Below are 19,293 nucleotides of genomic sequence, written 5' to 3'. Positions count from 1 at the left end.
TCTATGCAAGCCCTTTACCCGCGCAATACCCACGTCGAGCTACCCGACTACGTGCAATCGGCCGACCGGCTGACGCGGCGGCTGATCTACCTGTACATCTTCCTGCTCTTCTTCGAGGGAGGATTGCGTAAGTGGATCCTGCCGGGCTTATCCACCCCCCTGCTGATCATCCGCGACCCCCTGATGCTGGTCATCATCGGAGCCTACTGGTCGGCGGGGCGGCGACTCCTCAACGCCTATACCCTCCCCCTGCTGGTGCTGGGCGTGCTGTCCTTTTTTCTCAGTATCGCCTTTGCCCACGGCAACCTCTACATCGGACTGTTCGGCTTGCGTACGCTGCTGCTGCACTTCTTCCTGCTGTTCATCATGGGCAATGTGTTTACCCGCGAGCACGTGGAGACGGTGGGCCGCTACATCATTTACCTCCTGCCGGTGATGACCCTGCTGATCGGCCTGCAGTTCTACAGTCCACAATCGGCCTGGGTGAATCGCGGCATCGGGGGCGACATGGAGGGATCGGGCTTCAACGGGGCCATGGGCTACCTGCGCCCCTCCGGCACGTATTCCTTCACCACTGGTCTGACTACCTTCTACGGCCTGGCGGCCGCCTACGTGTTCTACTTCCTCGGTGCCCTGGAACGGATCAGTAAGCTGTGGCTACTGATCGGCTTCCTCTGTCTGCTGGCGGCTATCCCGCTGTCCATCAGTCGCAGCTATTTCTTCCAGTTCCTGATCTGTATTTTCTTCTTCGTGATCGCGAGTCTGCGCAGCGGCCGCTCGGTACGCAACCTGGGTATCGGTGTGGCGCTGACTCCGTTACTGGCCGCGATTCTGTACAACTTCGAGTTCATCCAGACCGGTGTAGAAGTACTCGTGACCCGCTTCGAGCTGGCCTCTAAATCCGAGGGCGGCCTGGAAGGCACCCTAGGCGATCGCTTCCTCGGGGGGCTGATCGGTGCATTTACCGGAGAGAAGGGCTTCCCCTGGTACGGCGCCGGCCTCGGGCTGGGCACTAACGTAGGGGCCTCGCTTTACGGGCGGGCCAACGAATTTGTCGTCGCAGAGGAAGAGTGGAAACGGGTAGCCGGTGAAATGGGTCCTTTCCTGGGCATCCCGGTGATCCTATTGCGCGTCATTCTCGGCGCACACCTATCGCTGGCGAGTCTTCGTGCCTTACTCACGCGGGATAACGCACTACCGTTCATGCTGCTGAGTTTTAGCCTCCTCCAGGTACTTCAGGCCGCCTGGGCCTCCCCCACGACCCTGGGCTTTTCCATCCTGGCGGGCGGTCTCACCATTGCCAGCCTGAACGATTCTTCCCATGCAGCTTAACCTGATCTTCCGCAAGCCCTACCCCACGGCCTTCAGCATCGAACGCCTGTTCGACCAGCTCGCCGTGGAGTACCGCAGGCAGGGAGTGACCGTCAACCGCCTGGAACTACCCCACTACAACAACACCCTTCCCAACCTACGGAAGAACAATCAGTGGGCGGGCACGCAGGTGCACGAGGAAGCGGACGGGCAGGGCCCCACGATCAACCACATTACGGGAGACGTCAATTCGGTGATCTTCAGCCTACGCCGACCTACCGTTATTACGATCCACGACTGCAACCCCCTGCTGCGCTTTCCCAAATGGCACCCACGCTACTGGTTCTACCGCTGGTGCATCTTCGAGTGGCCGGCCCGTCGGGCGGCGGCCGTCACCGTCATCTCCGAGAAGACCCGGCAGGAATTGCTGACGCTCACCAGTTGCTCCCCCGGCAACATCCACCTCATTCCCAACTGTGTAGATCCAGCCTTCACCTACCGGCCTAAAGCCTTTAATACGGCCTACCCCACCATCCTACAGATCGGCGTGAAGGACAATAAGAACCTACTCCGCCTGACCCGGGCGCTGGAGGGCCTTCCCTGCCGCCTGGAGATCGTAGGACAGCCCCGCCCTCAGGACATTGCGTTACTGGACGAACTGGCCATCGACTACCACTGGGCCACCGGATTATCCGATGCGGAAGTTCGGCAGCGTTACATAGACTGCGATCTGCTGGCGTTCGTTAGCACCTACGAGGGCTTTGGCCTTCCCATCCTGGAGGCCCAGGTTACGGGCCGGGCCGTGCTCACCAGTGCACTCTCCCCCCACCGTGAAGTGGCCGGTACCCGGGAGGGGGCCGTTATGGTCGATCCCTATTCGGTGCAGGCCATACGGGCGGGACTCGACCGTTTGATCCACGACGACCAGCTGCGGTCTGACTTGATCGCCAACGGGAGAGCCAACGCGGCGCAGTATTCTATTGCCGCGGTAGCCCAACAGTACATTGACCTCTATACCAAATTATCTTGAAGCCACTTACTATCCTTTATCCCACCGGCAGCTTTTACCCCGCCCAGACCGGTGGGCCCGACAATACCGTGTACTGGATCACCAAGGCCCTGACCCACCGCGGGCATAAGGCCATCATCTCCTCCACCGACCTGGGGCAGGGCCTACCCATGCCCCGCAGCCGCTGGCTGGATACCGACTACGGTCAGGTGATCTACACCCACAACCCCATTCACTACCTGCCCCTGCGGGTCATCCTGCGGGCACTCTCCCAGATCAAGCAGGCCGATGTACTCCACCTGACGACCATCACCTACCCCTCTAGTTTCGTGATGGCGATCATCAACTCCTGGTTCGTGGGCCGGCCGATCCTCTGGTCGTCACGTGGTGATCTGGACCCGGCCATCCTCCAGCGGTCGCGCGGTAAAAAGATGGCGGTCATCAAGCTGATCAAAACCCTGGTCAATAAGGACCTGCTCTGGTTCCACTCCACCTGCGATGCCGAGTCGGGTTACATCCGCGATCACTTCGGTGCGGATGCCAAGATCATCCAGATCCCGAACTACATGGAACTACCGAAGCAGATCGAGACCACCAAGGAGAAGTTTTTCCTTTACATCGGCCGCATCGACCCCAAGAAGGCCATCGAGAATCTCATCACCGCTCTGGCGCAATCGGAGGATTTCCTGGCCAGTGAGTTCACCCTCAAGATCGTCGGAGATTATTACAACGAGTACGGCCACCAGCTCGTCAAACAGGTCGAGCAGCTCGGGCTGACGCAGAAGATTCGCTTCCTCGGCCACCTGGAGGGGCGGGAGAAAGAAGAGATCCTGGCCAGCGCCTGGTTTACCTTCATGCCTTCCCATACGGAGAACTTCGGCGTAGTGGTCATGGAGGGTTTGGCGCAGGGCACTCCCGGCGTAGCCTCCACCGGTACCCCCTGGGAGATCCTGAAGGAGCGAGACGCAGGCTACTGGATCGACAACGACCCGGACACACTCACCAAGACGATCGATCAAATCCTAGCGCTGCCCCCCGAGCGTATGCAGCAGCTGAATGCCAACGCCCTGAAGCTTGCCCGGGACGAGTTCAGTATTCACGCCAACGTAGCGGAATGGGAATCCGCCTACCAAAAGATTTTGTCATGAAGCATACCTTGACCATTGTAATTCTCACCTTTAACGAGGAAGCCAACATCGAAAAATGCCTCGATTCACTGGCCACCGTGCAGGCACCGATCTACGTAGTCGACTCATTCTCTAAGGACCGGACCCTGGAGATCCTGGAGCAGCGCGGCATCCCCTACGTGCAGCACGTCTTCAAGAACTACGCCGCGCAGCGCAACTGGGCGCAGGCCAACCTGCCCACCGAGGGGGAATGGGTACTCCACCTCGATGCCGGGGAGACCCTTACCCCCCAGATGGCCAGCTGGCTCAACGAATCCTTCGATCCTAATCGGGGAGACGTGGACGGCTACATGTTTGCCCGTCGCACGATCTTCATGGGTCGCTGGATCAAGCACGGTGGCTTCCATCCCATCTACCACCTTCGGCTCTACCGGCGCCACCTCGGCCACTGCGAGGATAAGGTGTACGACCAGCACTTCGTAGTCGACGGAAAGACCGAGGTAGCCGGTACCAACGTGGATATGGAAGATACCGTAATGAACAGTCTGCGGGACTTCACCGTCAGCCACGCGCGCTGGGCCGTGTTCGAGGCGGTCGAATCCGTCCTGGCACAGGAAGAGACCGGCGAGGTACAGGCCAATTTGTGGGGCAACCCCATCGAGCGCAGGCGCTGGCTCAAGAGCCGCGTATTCCAACGTGCGCCGCTGTTCCTGCGGAGCTTCCTGTACCTCTTTCACCGTTACGTGGTCAAACTGGGCGTACTGGACGGTAAGGAAGGCCTCATCTTCCACTTCCTCCAGGGGTTCTGGTTTCGCTTCCTGGTGGACTCGATCATCTTCGAAATACGACAGGAAATCCGCACGCGCCCCATCGAGGTCGTCGTCAGAGAAAAGTACGACCTCGACATTAACCTATTTCTGAACCAGGAGTCTTCCATCGTGTAGCCGGGGGGGGGAAGGCACGCGCCTTCCCCATTGCGACCCCATATATTACCGTAGTGGAGAACCTATCTTTGCGGATAATAAACCGCCTAAGACTGCCACGTCGACTTTCGTCCACGTGTCCGTGTCTACTCAGGCTCCCCAGGCTTACGGCTCAGGGCATCCTCTGACCAGCTCAATATGAAAATACTCATCTACGGCATCAACTATGCGCCAGAGCTCACCGGTATTGGTAAATACACGGGAGAGATGGCAGCGTTCTTTGCCGCCGCCGGCGATGAGGTCGAGGTCATTACCGCCCCGCCCTATTACCCGCGCTGGGAAGTTGCCGAAGCCTACCGGGGTGGGTACCGCAAGGAAACCCTGGAGGGCGTCACGGTACTCCGCTGCCCCCTTTATGTCCCTACGGAAGTGACGGGTGTACGACGTATCTTACATGAGTTCAGTTTTGTGCTGAGCTCTCTTCGATACTGGATCCCCCGTTATTTCCGTCCCTACGACATGATTTTGTGCATCAGTCCACCCTTTCATCTACCGTATGTAGCCCTGCCGCACCGCTGGTTACACGGTACTCCGGTGGTCAATCACATCCAGGACCTGCAGGTCGACGCAGCCCGCGACCTCGGCATCATCCGCCAACCCTGGCTACTGCGCATCCTGGAGTCGGCAGAGCGCTGGCTACTGCATAGTGTGTCCGGCGTATCGACGATCAGCACCGGTATGCAGCATAAGGTAGTTAAGAAGGGGTTAAAGCTGGACGACACCATTCTCTTCCCCAACTGGGTGGACAAGGAGCTCATCTACCCCGTAGCGAAGGCGGCATCCGCCCGCCGCGACTGGGGGTTCGAGGACGAGGACTGCATCGTTCTGTATGCCGGCAACCTGGGCGAGAAGCAGGGGCTGGAAAGCATTCTACACGTCGCGCAGCGCCTGCGCGATATGCCCCGCCTCACTTTTGTGATCATCGGCGAGGGTGGAGCGAAGGACAGACTGCAGGCGGAAGCTGAGGCCATGCAACTGACCAACGTCATCTTCAAACCCCTCCAACCCCTGGACCGGTTAGCGGCAACCCTGGCGGCGGCGGATGTACACCTGGTGCTCCAAAAACGCGCCGCGGCTGACTTAGTGATGCCCTCTAAGCTAACGAACATTCTAGCCGTAGGAGGACATGCGTTGGTAACGGCCGAAGCGGGCACCACGCTCTATGACTTGGTGCAGACCCACCGACTAGGCACCCTGGTAGAACCTGAAAACGTGGATGCCCTGGAATGCGGGCTACGGGAAATTCTGAGTGGGGCGCGTGCGCAGGATGCGGCGGGTGCCGAGGAATTTGCCTCCGCCAAACTAGACAAAGAAAATATACTTGCTGATTTTAGACTGCTTTTGACTTTGAACACTAAACAACACAATTCATGGAACTCTCTACACAGGTAGCTGCATCGACCCATACTCGGGTGATGCGGGCTACGCCGCATCGGTATGATCTGATTGCGACGGACTTTATTCTGATCAACCTTTCGTTCTTTCTGGCAAGCCTGCTTACCTACGGCGTATTCGACTACGATAGCGTGATCAACGGGCGCAATCTGGCGCTGGTCGTTTTTGTCAACATCGCATGGGGCTGGCTGTGCGTGTACTTCAACGCCTACCGCTGGTACGAACGCGTGAGGATGGAGCAACAGCTCTCCAAGGTCTTCAAAATACTCGTCTTCCTACTTTCCTTCACCTCCTTATTCTACTATAACGTACTGCATGAAGCACCCTATACTCCGTTCATTCTTCTAGCCCACGGTATCGCGCTAGTCCTTATTTCTACCGGCCGCGTGTTTCATCGGCTACGGGAAGAGAGCCCCTTCGAAAAGTTTCGCTACGTTATCGTAGGAGGCAAGGCGGAGAACCTGCGGCAACTCTTCAAGGCCTTCGACTACTGCTTCCCCGGCAGTGCGGAGCTGGTAGGTCGCTTTGGCAATACCCCCCACGCCAACGTAGCCAATATCGGCAAGTACCACGACCTGAAGCAGTACCTGCTGAGCCGGCCGAATATCGATAAGCTTATTTTCTTCCACAGCGACCTGACCCTACAGGAGGAGCGAGAGATCATGCGAATCTGCGAAAACCAGTTCATCGACGTAGAAGTAGCCCCCCGGGAGACTACTCTGTTTCCCCGCACCTACAAGTCACAGCAACTGGGTGATCTGTCCATCCTCACGCTGAAGGAAGAGCCGCTGACCGCCCTGCGCAACAAGGTGATCAAGCGCACCTTCGACCTCGTCGTGAGCACCCTGGTAATCCTGTTCATCTTCCCCATCCTGATGCCGATCGTAGCGATCGCCATCTACCGGGAAGACCCCGGTCCCATCTTCTTCCGCCAGGAACGTACGGGCTACCGCAACAATGTGTTCCGGATGTGGAAGTTCCGCTCCATGCGCATCAACGAACGCTCCGACTCCAAGCAGGCTACCCGGGATGACGACCGGATCACCCGCGTGGGCGCCTTCCTGCGCAAGACCAGTCTGGACGAGTTCCCCCAGTTCATCAACGTGTTCATGGGCGATATGTCCGTAGTAGGCCCCCGCCCCCACATGATCAAGCATACGGAAGAGTACGCCCGCATCATTGACACCTTCATGATCCGTCATAAAGTGAAGCCCGGCGTCACCGGCCTGGCTCAGATCAATGGCTACCGCGGTCCCACGGACGAAATCTGGAAGATGGAAAAGCGCGTCGAGTACGATGTGTGGTACCTGGAGAACTGGAGCCTGCTGATGGATATACGCTGTGTCGTGATGACGGTCTATAACGCGGTACGTGGAGAAGAGAACGCGCTATAGCCTCACACACTACACGACCCGACTCTAGAGTTAATCCCGCATACCTTACCCTTGGCGCTTCCCGATCCATCGGTCCGGGAGGCGCTTTGTTTTTCCCACATCGTCTCACCTACATTACCACCTACTATGTCAAAGAAAGCCATCATCACCGGTATTACCGGACAGGACGGTGCTTACCTCACCGAACTACTTCTGAGCAAGGGGTATGAGGTGCACGGTATCAAACGCCGCGCGTCGCAGTTCAACACCGATCGGATCGACCACCTGTACCAGGATCCCCACGTCTCGGAGCGCAACCTGATCCTTCACTACGGTGACCTCACTGATTCCACCAACCTGGTGCGCATCGTACAGGAGGTGCAGCCCGACGAGATCTACAATTTGGCGGCCATGAGCCACGTAAAGGTGAGTTTCGATATGCCTGAGTACGCGGCAGATGCCGATGGCATCGGTACGACCCGCCTGCTGGAGGCCATCCGGCTTCTGGGCCTGACGGACAAGACCCGCTTCTACCAGGCATCTACCTCGGAGCTGTACGGACTGGTACAGGAGGTACCACAATCCGAAACGACGCCCTTTTACCCCCGCTCCCCCTACGCGGTAGCCAAGCTCTACGCCTACTGGATCACCGTCAACTACCGCGAAGCCTACGGCATGTACGCCTGCAACGGCATCCTGTTCAACCACGAAAGTCCGCTGCGCGGGGAGACCTTCGTGACCCGCAAGATCACCCGGGCCGTGGCTAAAATATCTATGGGCCTGCAGGATAAGCTCTACCTAGGTAATATGGACGCCCAGCGTGACTGGGGCCACGCCAAAGACTACGTGGAAGGGATGTGGAGAATCCTGCAGCAGGATGAACCGGAGGACTTTGTCCTGGCTACCGGCGTGACCACCCGCGTACGCGACTTCGTGCGGATGTCGTTCCGGGAAGTCGGTGTAGAGCTAGAGTTCAAGGGTAAGGATGCTGAGGAGATCGGCTACATCGCCGAGGTACACAACGAGGATTTCCCCCTCGCCGTCGGCACCGAAGTAGTCGCTGTAGACCCCCGATACTTCCGCCCTACGGAGGTAGAACTTCTCCTGGGCGACCCCACCAAAGCACAGGAAAAGCTGGGATGGAAGCACACCTACGATCTGGCAGCTATGTGCTCCGAGATGGTACGGGCTGACATCAAACTGTTCCGTCGTGACCAACTGCTGAAGCGGGAAGGCTTCGAGATTCGTAATCAGTACGAGTAGGCTGGAGGCAGAAAGATTGTAAAAACCGTTCCGGAGGTCCAATAAAGTAAGGCCTCCGGCGGTTTCAATCCTAGCAGCGACGAACAAAGCTGCCTATTATTTTGGATCTTTGACACAGCCCACGTAATTTTGGGCCGCCCTAGGGATATATCCCTGGCTATGACACTGCCTTCCTACGGTATTCCAATTTGCAAAACGTTCAAGATTAGATTCCCCGACGTAAGTCGCCGGACCCTACCTGGTTGTTTTCATTTTAAATACCTACGATTTGTCTAAACCATCCACTTCGTCTCCCACCGTTGCCCCATTGAGCCGGTATTCTGGCACATGGGATCGTGAAAAAGCCGCCCATCTCCTTCGCCGCACGCTCTATGGTCCTCTACTGGAAGAGATCAAGACCGCTCAGCGGGCTGGCCTGGACGCAACCGTCGATCTTCTCCTAAAGGACGCTTCCATCCCCTCGCCGCCGGTCAAGTACCGCAACGACTACGATGAGTACATCACGCTAGGCGACACCTGGATCGACAAGAACTACCGCGGCAACAATCAGTACCGCGGCGTCTCCCTTAAGGGCTGGTACTACAACAATATGGTCCGCTCGGACCGCACCAACATCCAGGAGCGCATGAGCTTCTTCTGGCTCAACTACTTCGCGATCTCCGGTCCGGCTACCGATCACCGGGCCATGTACCGCCACCTGAAATTGTATCAGGAGCAAGCCGTGGGCAATCTGCGCACCATACTTCAGCGGATCACCGTCGATCCCCGGATGCTGTTCTGCCTGGACGGCCACACCAACGACCGGCGCAATCCGAACGAAAATTATGCCCGGGAGCTCATGGAGCTCTTCACGCTAGGTAAGGGCCCGGCCGTAGCACCCGGTGACTATACCACCTACACGGAACAAGACGTGGAGGCCCTTGCCCGTGCGCTCACCGGCTGGCGCAACCGCGACTTCCTGTACAGCGACTCGAACACGCCGGTAGAGAGCTACTTCGACTCCGCCGCTCACGATACGGGCGACAAGCAACTCAGCCGCCGACTGGGCAACAAGGTCATTCGCAACGGAGGGGCCAACGAGTACAAGGAGGTCATCGACATCCTGCTGAGTTACAAGGCCTCCGCCCTCAACTTCTGTAAGCGCCTCTACCGCTACTTCGTCTACTACGAGATCAACGACGAGGTGATGACCCACGTGATCTACCCCCTCGCAGACACGCTGATGCGGAACAACTACGAGATCAGGCCCGTACTGCGGCAACTGCTCACCTCGGAGCACTTCTACCGGGAGACCTTTCAGGGTGCCATCATCAAAAACCCCCATGACTTCCTGGGCAGCATCCTGCGGCCCTTCCGGGAATTCGATCACGAAACCCGGGTACTCAACCTACAGCGCCGCTACGAGCTCGGCGACCAGTACTCCAACTACTGCCGCGACCTGCAACTGCAGTTCCTGGAACCCCCTACGATCTCCGGGTGGAAGGCGTACTACGATGCTCCGCAGTACTACCGCCACTGGCTGAGCCCCGCCCTGATGCAGAGCCGTGACAAGATTTCCATCGGCCTGCTCCTCGACGAGGATTACCACATCAAGGGCGACCGTATCGACATCAACTACTACGGGTACATCAAGTCCCTCACCGATTCCAAGAACGTGGACAATATGATCAGCGAAACACTGCTGATCTTCCTCCCCCGCCCCCTGGCCAGTAACCAGATCAGCTACCTCAAGGGTAAGCTGTTGCAGGGCACCTCGGAGTCGCAGTGGCGCACCCTCGTAGAAAAATACCTGGCGAACCCTGGAGTAAAGGAATACGCCCGCCCCGTAGACGATCTTCTGCGCGATTTTTTCAAAGCACTTTTCGGCCTCGCTGAATTTCAACTCCAGTAATCATTACTCGCATGAAACGTAGAAACTTCCTCCAAGCGGCGGCCACCCTTAGTATTCCCGCCTTCTTCCCCCTGACCAATACCCGGGCCAGTACCTCGCGCTTCACCTCGATGATCGCGCCGGACTCCGACCGGATCCTCGTCATCGTACACCTGTTCGGCGGTAATGACGGGCTCAATACCCTGATCCCCCTCGACCAGTACGACGACTTGAAGGACGTACGGAACAACGTACTCATCGATCAAAGTAGAATCCTGAAACTCACCGACGAGCTGGGTATTCACCCCGAGATGGGGGACATGAAGAACCTCTTCGACGAGGGCAAGCTTCGTCCCGTACAGAGCGTAGGCTATCCCGACCAAAACCGTAGCCACTTCCGGTCAACGGATATTTACACCTCGGGCTCGGCGGCTAACGAATTCGTCACCACGGGCTGGATGGGACGGTACCTCGATACCCAGTACCCCAACTATCCAAGCAATTACCCCAACTCCGGCCAGCCCCACCCCCCGGCTATCTCCATCGGTGATGTAGCTCACCCCACCTGTGAGGGAGCGAAGATCAACATGAGCCAAACGGTCCTCGACCCCACGCAGACCCGGCAGCTCTCGACCATGTCGGGCAGCAGCCCCGGCGATAAGTACGGTAACGAGCTAGACTTCATCCGCACCACGATGAAGCAGACCAACGACTACAACAGCGTCATCAAGGCGGCCGCCGAGAAGGGCTCGAATGCCGTGACCTACCGCCGCCGCGACGAGCGCATCTACCCCAAGAACCAGTTCAACCCACTGGCGGAACAACTCAAGAAGGTAGCCCGCATGATCAGCGGTGGCCTGCAGACCAAGGTATACACCGTATACATGAATGGCTTTGATACCCACGCCGGTCAGGTCATCGAGGGCAACGAACACCAGGGTACTCACGCCTTACTCCTCAGTGATGTGAGCCGGGCCATCAGCGACTTCCAGAACGACCTGGCTAAGCAGGGATTGGAGGAACGCGTACTCGGTATGACCTTCAGTGAGTTCGGTCGCCGCATCCGGCCCAATGCCAGCTTCGGTACCGATCACGGTACGGCCGGCCCCATGTTCCTGTTCGGCAACTGCGTCGACGGAGGCATCCTAGGAAACAACGTGCAGATCGACCGGCAGGTCAGTCAGGGTACGGGAGTACCCATGCAGTTCGACTTCCGGGATGTATACGGCTCCATTCTGGTCGATTGGTTCAACGTACAGACCTACGACGTAAAGCGGCTACTCCACAACGACTTCAAGTACCTGCCCATCGCCAGTACGTGCAATGAAGACAACACGGCAGAGTCAGGCCCGGAAGAAAAACCTGAAGAAGGATGGACCATTGGTGAACCCAAGCCGAACACCTCCAATCAGGTCGTGATCGACATCACCAGTCCGGGCACCAATCTCCTGCGCTACACCCTCTTCGACGGCCGCGGCCGGATGGTACTCGCTAATCAGATCAGTGTAGATGGCACGGCGCAGCACGTACTCTTCACCCGTCCGCGCCGGCTGCCCTCCGGTACGTACGTCCTTCGTCTGGCCACCGAGACCGGTGGTAATATGACACGGAAAGTAGTGCTCAACTAGACTTATTCGTTCGTTAAACGGTTCCCCAAACACAACAACACTAGACGTTTATGCGGTTACCAGGGGGATCATTGATCCTCCTGGTTTCGCTTTTTTACCCCTTTCACTATACCCCCACGAACAAACATGCTAAAAGTACTAATCACGGGTGCCGCCGGATTCCTCGGTTCTCACCTTTCCGACCGCTTCCTGGCGGAAGGTTTTCATGTCATTGGCATGGATAATCTCATCACCGGCTCGATGGATAACATCGCCCATCTGATGCCCCGCAAGGACTTTGAGTTCTACTACAGCGACGTCAGCAAGTTCGTGCACGTACCCGGCGAGCTCGACTACATCCTGCACTTCGCCAGCCCGGCCAGCCCGATCGACTACCTTAAAATGCCGATCCAGACCCTGAAGGTTGGTAGCCTGGGCACCCACAACCTACTCGGTCTGGCCAAGGCCAAAAAGGCCCGTATGCTCATCGCCTCCACCAGTGAAGTATACGGTGATCCCCTCGAACACCCCCAGAAGGAAACGTACTGGGGCAACGTGAACCCCGTAGGCCCCCGCGGAGTCTACGATGAAGCCAAGCGATTCCAGGAGGCCATGACCATGGCTTACCACACCTTTCACGGCCTGGAGACCCGCATCATCCGGATCTTTAATACCTACGGGCCCCGCATGCGCCTCAATGACGGTCGCGTACTGCCGGCCTTCTTCAGCCAGGCCATCCGTGGGGAGGGACTGACCGTCTTCGGTGACGGCAGTCAGACCCGTTCCTTCTGCTACGTAGACGACCTGGTCGAAGGCATCTACCGCCTGCTCATGAGCGATCACGCTCAGCCCGTCAACATCGGCAACCAGGACGAGACTACCATCCTACAGTTTGCCGAGGAGATCCTAGAACTGGTCGGCAACCCCGACGCGAAACTGATCCGCAAACCCCTGCCGGTAGACGACCCCAAGGTGCGGCAGCCCGACATCACGAAGGCGAAAGAGATCCTGGGCTGGAGCCCGAAGGTGAGCCGTGCGGAGGGTCTGCGCAGAAGCCTGCCCTACTTCCGTGAAGCCGTCGCCCGGGCGGATGCCCAAAACGCCTAATTAACTCTCATTCCTTTGCGGGAGTGGGACATTGCACCTGCGGCCCCGCCCCAATCTTTCCAATAAACCAAACACACTATGAAAATTGCAGTAGTAGGCACCGGCTACGTAGGCCTGGTGACCGGAACGTGCTTTGCCGAGACGGGCAACGACGTGATCTGCGTCGATATCGATGCCAATAAGGTCGAGCAAATGCAGCAGGGCAAAGTGCCCATCTACGAGCCCGACCTGGACGTACTCTTCGAGCGCAACCAGCGGCAGGGCCGCCTCAAGTTTACCACCGACCTGAAGGAAGCCGTCGACGCCTCCGACGTGATCTTCCTGGCCCTACCTACCCCCCCCGGTGAGGGCGGAGCGGCTGACCTGAAGTACATCCTGGGCGTAGCCAAGGACCTCAGTACCCTCATCACCAAGTATACCGTGGTGATCGACAAGAGCACCGTACCCGTAGGTACCGCCGAAAGAGTACACGCCGCCTTGGTCGAGAACCTGGACGAAGCACTCTTCGACGTAGTCTCCAATCCCGAGTTCCTGCGGGAAGGCGTAGCCGTAGACGACTTCCTGAAGCCCGACCGCGTAGTGATCGGCACCGACAGTAAGCGAGCCAAGGAAAAAATGCGCCGCCTGTACGAGCCCTTCGTGCGCTCGGGTAACCCCATCATCTTCATGGACCTGCGCTCGGCCGAGATGACCAAGTACGCCGCCAACTCCTACCTGGCCACCCGCATCACGTTCATGAACGAGATCGCCAACCTGTGTGAAAAGGCGGGCGCGGACGTAGATGCCGTACGCAGGGGTATGGGCAGCGACTCCCGGATCGGCAAGCGCTTCCTCTTTCCCGGTGTGGGATACGGAGGTTCCTGCTTCCCCAAGGACGTACAGGCCCTGGCCATTACCGCCGGACAGCACGACTACAACTTCAAGATCCTCGATGCGGTCATGGATGTCAATACTCGGCAGCGCTTCCGCATCGCCGACAAGCTGGAGCAGTACTACGGTGACAGCCTCAAGGACAAGACCATCGCGCTGTGGGGACTAGCCTTCAAGCCCAATACCGACGATATCCGCGAGGCTCCCGCCCTGTACACCATCGACCGGCTCCTGGAGGCGGGCGCGCAGGTGCGGGCCTTCGACCCCGAAGCGACCGAGCACGTCAGGGCGATCTACGGGGACAAGGTTACCTTCTGTGAAGATCAGTACACCGCGCTCAGGGGTAGCGACTGCCTGGCGATCGTGACGGAGTGGAGCGTCTTCCGCACCCCCGACTTCGACCGGATGAAGGAGCTGCTCACCGAGCCCGTCATTTTCGACGGCCGCAACCTCTACGACCTGCAACGGATGCAGGAAGCTGGATTCCACTACGACAGCATCGGTCGGCAACCCGTACAGGCATGAGTCCAGCGCATAAAATCTACGTCGCGGGACACCGTGGCATGGTAGGCTCGGCCATCGTGCGTAAGCTACGGGCGGATGGGTACGAGAATATCGTGACCCGCACCAGCAAGGAACTCGACCTGCGCGACCAACGCGCCGTGAATGAGTTCTTTGCGGCGGAGCGGCCCGAGTACGTCTTCCTGGCCGCGGCCAAGGTGGGCGGCATCATGGCCAACAACGTCTACCGCGGGCAATTCCTCTACGATAACCTCATGATCGAGGCCAACATCATCGAGGCTGCCCGGGTGAACGAGGTGACCAAGCTACAGTTCCTCGGCTCGTCGTGCATCTACCCCAAACTGGCCCCCCAGCCCCTGACGGAAGATGCCCTGCTGACCGGCCCCCTGGAGCCCACCAACGAGCCCTACGCCATCGCCAAGATCACCGGGATCAAGCTTTGTGACGCCTACCGCGCACAGTACGGCTGTGACTACATCTCGGTGATGCCTACCAACCTCTACGGCCCGAACGACAACTACAACCTGGAAACCAGCCACGTGCTGCCCGCACTGATCCGCAAGTTTCACGAAGCTAAGAAGGCGGGTACCGAAGAGGTAGTCATGTGGGGCACCGGCTCCCCGAAGCGGGAGTTTCTCCACGCCGACGACCTGGCCGCTGCCTGTGTCTTTTTGATGCACAACTTCAGTGACTATGGCTTCGTCAACGTCGGTACCGGCGAAGACCTCAGCATCTTCTCCCTGGCCGAAACGATCAAGGACGTGGTCGGCTACGAAGGGCAGATCACCAAGGATACCAGCAAGCCCGACGGCACCCCCCGCAAACTCATGAACGTCGATAAGCTCCACGCCATGGGCTGGAAGCACTCGATCGAGCTGCGGGAGGGGATCGAGCGGGTATACGCTTCGCTTGGCTCTGCTGACTGGTACTAGGATTTAAACACGGATTACGCGGAGTCGTAGCACGGATTAACACCGAAATATAAAAGGGAAGTAAGACGTCGTCTTACTTCCCTTTTTGATCCGTGGCAATCCGTGCCCAAAATCTGTGTAATCCGTGTTTAACCCCTAACGGCCAAGCGCCTTAGCCATAGTACTACCAATATCCGCGGGGCTCTTCACCACGTGCAGCCCACACTCTTCCATGATCTGCATCTTGGCTTCGGCGGTATCCTCGTGGCCACCGACGATGGCACCGGCGTGGCCCATGGTGCGGCCCTTGGGGGCGGTCTGTCCGGCGATGAAGCCGACGACGGGCTTGGTGCCGTGCGCCTTGATGTAACGGGCGGCGTCAGCTTCCATGGTACCACCGATCTCACCGATCATGATGATGCCTTCGGTGCCGGGGTCGTTCATGAGCAGTTCTACGGCGTCCTTGGTGGTGGTACCGATGATGGGGTCGCCACCGATACCGATGCAGGTGCTCTGACCCATACCGGCCTTGGTGACCTGGTCGACGGCCTCATAAGTAAGCGTACCGGAGCGGCTCACGATACCGATTTTACCGGGGGTGTGAATGAAGCCGGGCATAATGCCGCACTTGGCCTGTCCGGGCGTGATCACGCCGGGGCAGTTGGGTCCGATCAGGCGGGTATCGTAATCGTTGATGTAGGAGCGCACCTTCACCATATCCTGTACCGGGATGCCCTCGGTGATGCAGATGATCACCTTGATGCCGGCTGTAGCAGCTTCCATGATGGCGTCGGCGGCGAAGGGCGGGGGTACGAAGATGACGGAGACGTCCGCACCGGCTTCCTTGACGGCCTCAGCGACGGTATTGAAGACGGGCTTGTCGAGGTGGGTCTGTCCGCCCTTACCGGGAGTGACGCCGCCGACGACAATAGTGCCGTATTCGATCATCTGCTCGGCGTGGAAGCTGCCCTCCTTACCGGTGATACCCTGTACGATTACCTTAGAATCTGAAGTCACTAAAACTGCCATATAAAAGCTTATTTGTTGACGATGATGAATACGTCTTCATCATCCTGTTGCATGTAATAATTTTCCCGCGCGAAACGCTCGCGGTTCTGCTCCATATCGAGCTTGGTCGCCTCCGCTTCCACGGTCAGTTCGTCGTAGCGCTCCAGGTCGTTCTCCAGCCGGTTCACGGTGCTGTGCAGGCGGAACTGCGTACCCACGTCGTGCCGATCCACGAACACCATCAGGATCACGAAGGCGACCAGCGTGAAGAAGTACTTGTTCCGCAGGTAAGCGGGCACTTTATGCCAGAGGGTGGTGAGGGGGTTGGCGGCTTTACGGGGGGGCATGGCGTGAAGGTACGGGGTGGCTACGGTACGAACTACTTATTCAGCTTACGCAGCAGGTCCTTGCCGGGGAAGTAGGCCGTTTCGCCCAGTTCTTCCTCGATGCGCAGCAGCTGATTGTACTTGGCGATGCGGTCGGAGCGGCTGGCGGAGCCCGTCTTGATCTGCCCGGTGTTGAGGGCTACGGCCAGGTCGGCAATGGTGGTATCTTCGGTCTCTCCGCTGCGGTGGCTCATCACGCTGGTGTAGCCGGCCGTCTGGGCCATACTCACCGCCTCGATGGTCTCGGTCAGCGAGCCGATCTGGTTTACCTTGATCAGGATACTGTTAGCGCTCTGCTCCGTGATACCGCGGCGCAGGCGGTCGGTGTTGGTGACGAACAGGTCGTCGCCCACCAGCTGCGTGCGGTTACCGATGGCGGCGTTGAGCGCGGCCCAGCTGTTCCAGTCGTCCTCGTCCAGTCCGTCTTCGATGCTGAAGATGGGGTACTTATCCACCCAGCTCTTCCAGTAGTCGACCATGGCAGCGGGCTCGATCTTGCGGCCGTCCGACTTATGGAAGTGGTACACGCCCTCCTCGGCGTTGTAAAACTCGGAGGCCGCGGCGTCCATCGCGATCATGATATCCTCACCGGGCTTGTAGCCGGCTGACTCGATGCTCTTCAGCACGATCTCGATGGCCTCTTCGTTGCTCTTGATGTTGGGGGCAAAGCCGCCCTCGTCGCCGACGTTGGTGCTGTATCCCTTGCTCTTGAGCACCTTCTTGAGGTGGTGGAAGGTTTCTACGCCCATCCGCAGCGACTCCGAAAAGGTATCGGCGCCCAGGGGGATGATCATGAATTCCTGGAAGTCGATGCTGTTATCCGCGTGGCTGCCGCCGTTGAGGATGTTCATCATCGGTACCGGCATGGTGTGGGCGTTCACGCCGCCGATGTAGCGGTACAGCGGCTGGTTCAGCTCCAGGGCGGCGGCCTTGGCGGCGGCCAGACTTACGCCCAGGATGGCATTAGCTCCCAGCTTGCTCTTGTTCTTGGTACCGTCGAGCTCGATCATCGTCTCGTCGATGTAGCGCTGATCAGTCACGTCTACGCCCAGCAGTTCCTCGGCGATCTTCTCCTCCACGTTGCTGATCGCGTTGAGTACACCCTTACCCATATAGACGCTTTTGTCCTCGTCGCGCAGTTCTACGGCTTCGTACTTGCCGGTGCTGGCCCCACTGGGTACGGCGGCACGGCCTACGATGCCCTCGGCGGTCACTACTTCCACTTCTACGGTGGGGTTGCCGCGGCTGTCGAGGATCTGGCGGGCACGGATATCGAGAATACTGCTCATAGGTACAGGGAGTTAAGGAGTTAGGGGGAGAAGGGGATTAAGGACGTCGAGGGGCGAAGGTAAGTCCTGGCCTTAACCCCATAGCTCCCTTAGCCCTTAGCCCCTTTGATCAAATCTACAAATTGGTCGAAGAGGTAGGCCGCATCGTGGGGTCCGGGACTGGCCTCGGGGTGGTACTGCACGCTGAAGGCGGGCTTACCGATGATGCGGATACCCTCGATGGTATCGTCGTTGAGGTTACGGTGGGTGATCTCGACCACGTCGAGGTTCTGCGCAATGGCTTCCGGACTTACACCGAAGCCATGGTTCTGACTCGTGATCTCGCTCTTGCCCGTCAGCAGGTTGAACACCGGATGGTTGATGCCCCGGTGGCCGTTGTGCATCTTATAGGTAGGTATCCCTACGGCACGGGCCAGGATCTGGTGACCGAGACAGATGCCGAACATGGGCTTGTCCTCCGCTAGCATAGCCTGGGCGGTCTCTACGGCGTAGTCCATGGCCCCGGGGTCGCCGGGTCCGTTACTGATAAAAAGCCCGTCGGCCCCGAAGGCGTCGATCTCCGCCATGGTCGCCCGGGCGGGAAAGACCTTTACGTAGCAGTCGCGCTGCACGAAGTTGCGCAGAATGTTCTTTTTGGTGCCGAGGTCCAGCACGGCCACCTTGATGGCTGCGGCGGGGTCGCCGAGGGTGTAGGCTTCCTCGGTGGTCACTTTACTGCTCAGTTCCAGTCCCTCCATATCGGGGGCGGCGTCGAGCTGTCGCTTCAGGTCCTTGAGGTCGAAATTCTCGCTGGAGACGATGGCGTTCATCGCGCCCTTGTCGCGGATATGGCGTACGATGGCCCGGGTGTCCACGTCGCTGATGCCCACTACGCCCTCGCGTTCGAAGTATTCCTGGATCGAGCCCTGCGCCTGCTGCCGGCTGTAGGGGACGGTAAAGTTCTTACAGATCAGACCGGCGATCTTCACGTGGTCCGATTCCACGTCGGTATCCTTAATGCCGTAGTTGCCGATGTGCGCATTGGTGGTCACCAGGATCTGTCCGTAGTAGCTGGGGTCGGTGAAGATCTCCTGGTAGCCCGTCATACCGGTATTGAAGCAGATCTCTCCGGTAGTGGTGCCGATCTTGCCGGCGGCTCTGCCTTCGTAGGTCGTGCCGTCGGCTAGCAGCAGGATGGCGCGTTGGTCACTCATAGGGGTCGGCGGGGTTGGTACTCGCCGCGAAGATAGGAAGCGAAGCGGGATAGGTGACGAAGGAATCAG

Annotated in this window: 16 protein-coding genes; 12 read left to right on the top strand and 4 right to left on the bottom strand. The window is 58.5% G+C overall.

From position 1 onward, the window contains the following. The first annotated feature begins 3 nt into the window (after positions 1-3). The 12 genes from MJQ68_RS11130 to fcl all read left to right on the top strand — a co-directional run bounded on the left by MJQ68_RS11130 (position 4) and on the right by fcl (position 15,369). Positions 4-1,332 carry a hypothetical protein gene (locus MJQ68_RS11130; protein WP_238751185.1) on the top strand — a complete coding sequence of 443 codons (1,329 nt, stop codon included), beginning with the start codon at positions 4-6 and terminating at the stop codon, positions 1,330-1,332. After that, on the top strand, positions 1,322-2,341 hold the full coding sequence (locus tag MJQ68_RS11125) for a glycosyltransferase family 4 protein (protein ID WP_238751184.1): 1,020 nt from the start codon (positions 1,322-1,324) through the stop codon (positions 2,339-2,341). The genes MJQ68_RS11130 and MJQ68_RS11125 overlap by 11 nt, the downstream gene beginning before the upstream one ends. Then, a complete protein-coding gene (locus MJQ68_RS11120; RefSeq protein ID WP_238751183.1) occupies positions 2,338-3,468 on the top strand; it encodes a glycosyltransferase in 1,131 nt (376 codons plus the stop codon). The genes MJQ68_RS11125 and MJQ68_RS11120 overlap by 4 nt, the downstream gene beginning before the upstream one ends. Continuing rightward, positions 3,465-4,391 (top strand): glycosyltransferase family 2 protein, encoded by a 927-nt coding sequence (locus MJQ68_RS11115; RefSeq protein ID WP_238751182.1) that lies wholly within the window; start codon positions 3,465-3,467, stop codon positions 4,389-4,391. The genes MJQ68_RS11120 and MJQ68_RS11115 overlap by 4 nt, the downstream gene beginning before the upstream one ends. 177 nt (positions 4,392-4,568) lie before the next feature. Further along, positions 4,569-5,822, top strand: coding sequence for a WcaI family glycosyltransferase (locus MJQ68_RS11110; protein ID WP_238751181.1), 1,254 nt, complete (start codon positions 4,569-4,571; stop codon positions 5,820-5,822). Then, positions 5,801-7,219, top strand: coding sequence for an exopolysaccharide biosynthesis polyprenyl glycosylphosphotransferase (locus MJQ68_RS11105; RefSeq protein WP_238751180.1), 1,419 nt, complete (start codon positions 5,801-5,803; stop codon positions 7,217-7,219). Before MJQ68_RS11110 ends, MJQ68_RS11105 begins: the two co-directional genes overlap by 22 nt. Positions 7,220-7,345: 126 nt before the next feature. Beyond that, entirely contained in the window at positions 7,346-8,461 is a 1,116-nt protein-coding gene (gmd, locus tag MJQ68_RS11100; RefSeq protein WP_238751179.1) for a GDP-mannose 4,6-dehydratase, read from the top strand. A gap of 307 nt (positions 8,462-8,768) precedes the next feature. Beyond that, complete coding sequence (locus MJQ68_RS11095; RefSeq protein WP_238751178.1) at positions 8,769-10,352, top strand: DUF1800 domain-containing protein; 1,584 nt, start codon at positions 8,769-8,771, stop codon at positions 10,350-10,352. Between the two features lie 11 nt (positions 10,353-10,363). After that, positions 10,364-11,959: a DUF1501 domain-containing protein gene (locus MJQ68_RS11090; protein WP_238751177.1), complete on the top strand. Its 1,596-nt coding sequence runs from the start codon at positions 10,364-10,366 to the stop codon at positions 11,957-11,959. 126 nt (positions 11,960-12,085) lie between these two features. Next, positions 12,086-13,045, top strand: a complete 960-nt coding sequence (locus MJQ68_RS11085; protein ID WP_238751176.1) for a UDP-glucuronic acid decarboxylase family protein — start codon at positions 12,086-12,088, stop codon at positions 13,043-13,045. Positions 13,046-13,123: 78 nt separating this feature from the next. After that, positions 13,124-14,440, top strand: coding sequence for a UDP-glucose dehydrogenase family protein (locus MJQ68_RS11080; RefSeq protein ID WP_238751175.1), 1,317 nt, complete (start codon positions 13,124-13,126; stop codon positions 14,438-14,440). Next, positions 14,437-15,369 carry a GDP-L-fucose synthase gene (fcl, locus tag MJQ68_RS11075; protein WP_238751174.1) on the top strand — a complete coding sequence of 311 codons (933 nt, stop codon included), beginning with the start codon at positions 14,437-14,439 and terminating at the stop codon, positions 15,367-15,369. The genes MJQ68_RS11080 and fcl overlap by 4 nt, the downstream gene beginning before the upstream one ends. Positions 15,370-15,504: 135 nt before the next feature. On the opposite strand, the gene sucD is transcribed toward fcl, so the two are convergent. The 4 genes from sucD to carA all read right to left on the bottom strand — a co-directional run bounded on the left by sucD (position 15,505) and on the right by carA (position 19,224). Beyond that, positions 15,505-16,377, bottom strand: a complete 873-nt coding sequence (gene sucD, locus MJQ68_RS11070; protein WP_238751173.1) for a succinate--CoA ligase subunit alpha — start codon at positions 16,375-16,377, stop codon at positions 15,505-15,507. A gap of 8 nt (positions 16,378-16,385) precedes the next feature. Further along, positions 16,386-16,703, bottom strand: coding sequence for a hypothetical protein (locus tag MJQ68_RS11065; protein WP_238751172.1), 318 nt, complete (start codon positions 16,701-16,703; stop codon positions 16,386-16,388). Positions 16,704-16,735: 32 nt separating this feature from the next. Next, complete coding sequence (gene eno, locus MJQ68_RS11060; protein ID WP_238751171.1) at positions 16,736-18,031, bottom strand: phosphopyruvate hydratase; 1,296 nt, start codon at positions 18,029-18,031, stop codon at positions 16,736-16,738. A gap of 89 nt (positions 18,032-18,120) precedes the next feature. Next, on the bottom strand, positions 18,121-19,224 hold the full coding sequence (carA, locus tag MJQ68_RS11055; RefSeq protein WP_238751170.1) for a glutamine-hydrolyzing carbamoyl-phosphate synthase small subunit: 1,104 nt from the start codon (positions 19,222-19,224) through the stop codon (positions 18,121-18,123). Positions 19,225-19,293 lie beyond the last annotated feature (69 nt).

The sequence above is a fragment of the Neolewinella maritima genome (assembly GCF_923081025.1).
GTDB classification, from domain to species: domain Bacteria; phylum Bacteroidota; class Bacteroidia; order Chitinophagales; family Saprospiraceae; genus Neolewinella; species Neolewinella maritima.
This window is presented reverse-complemented; position numbering and strand designations above follow the sequence as displayed.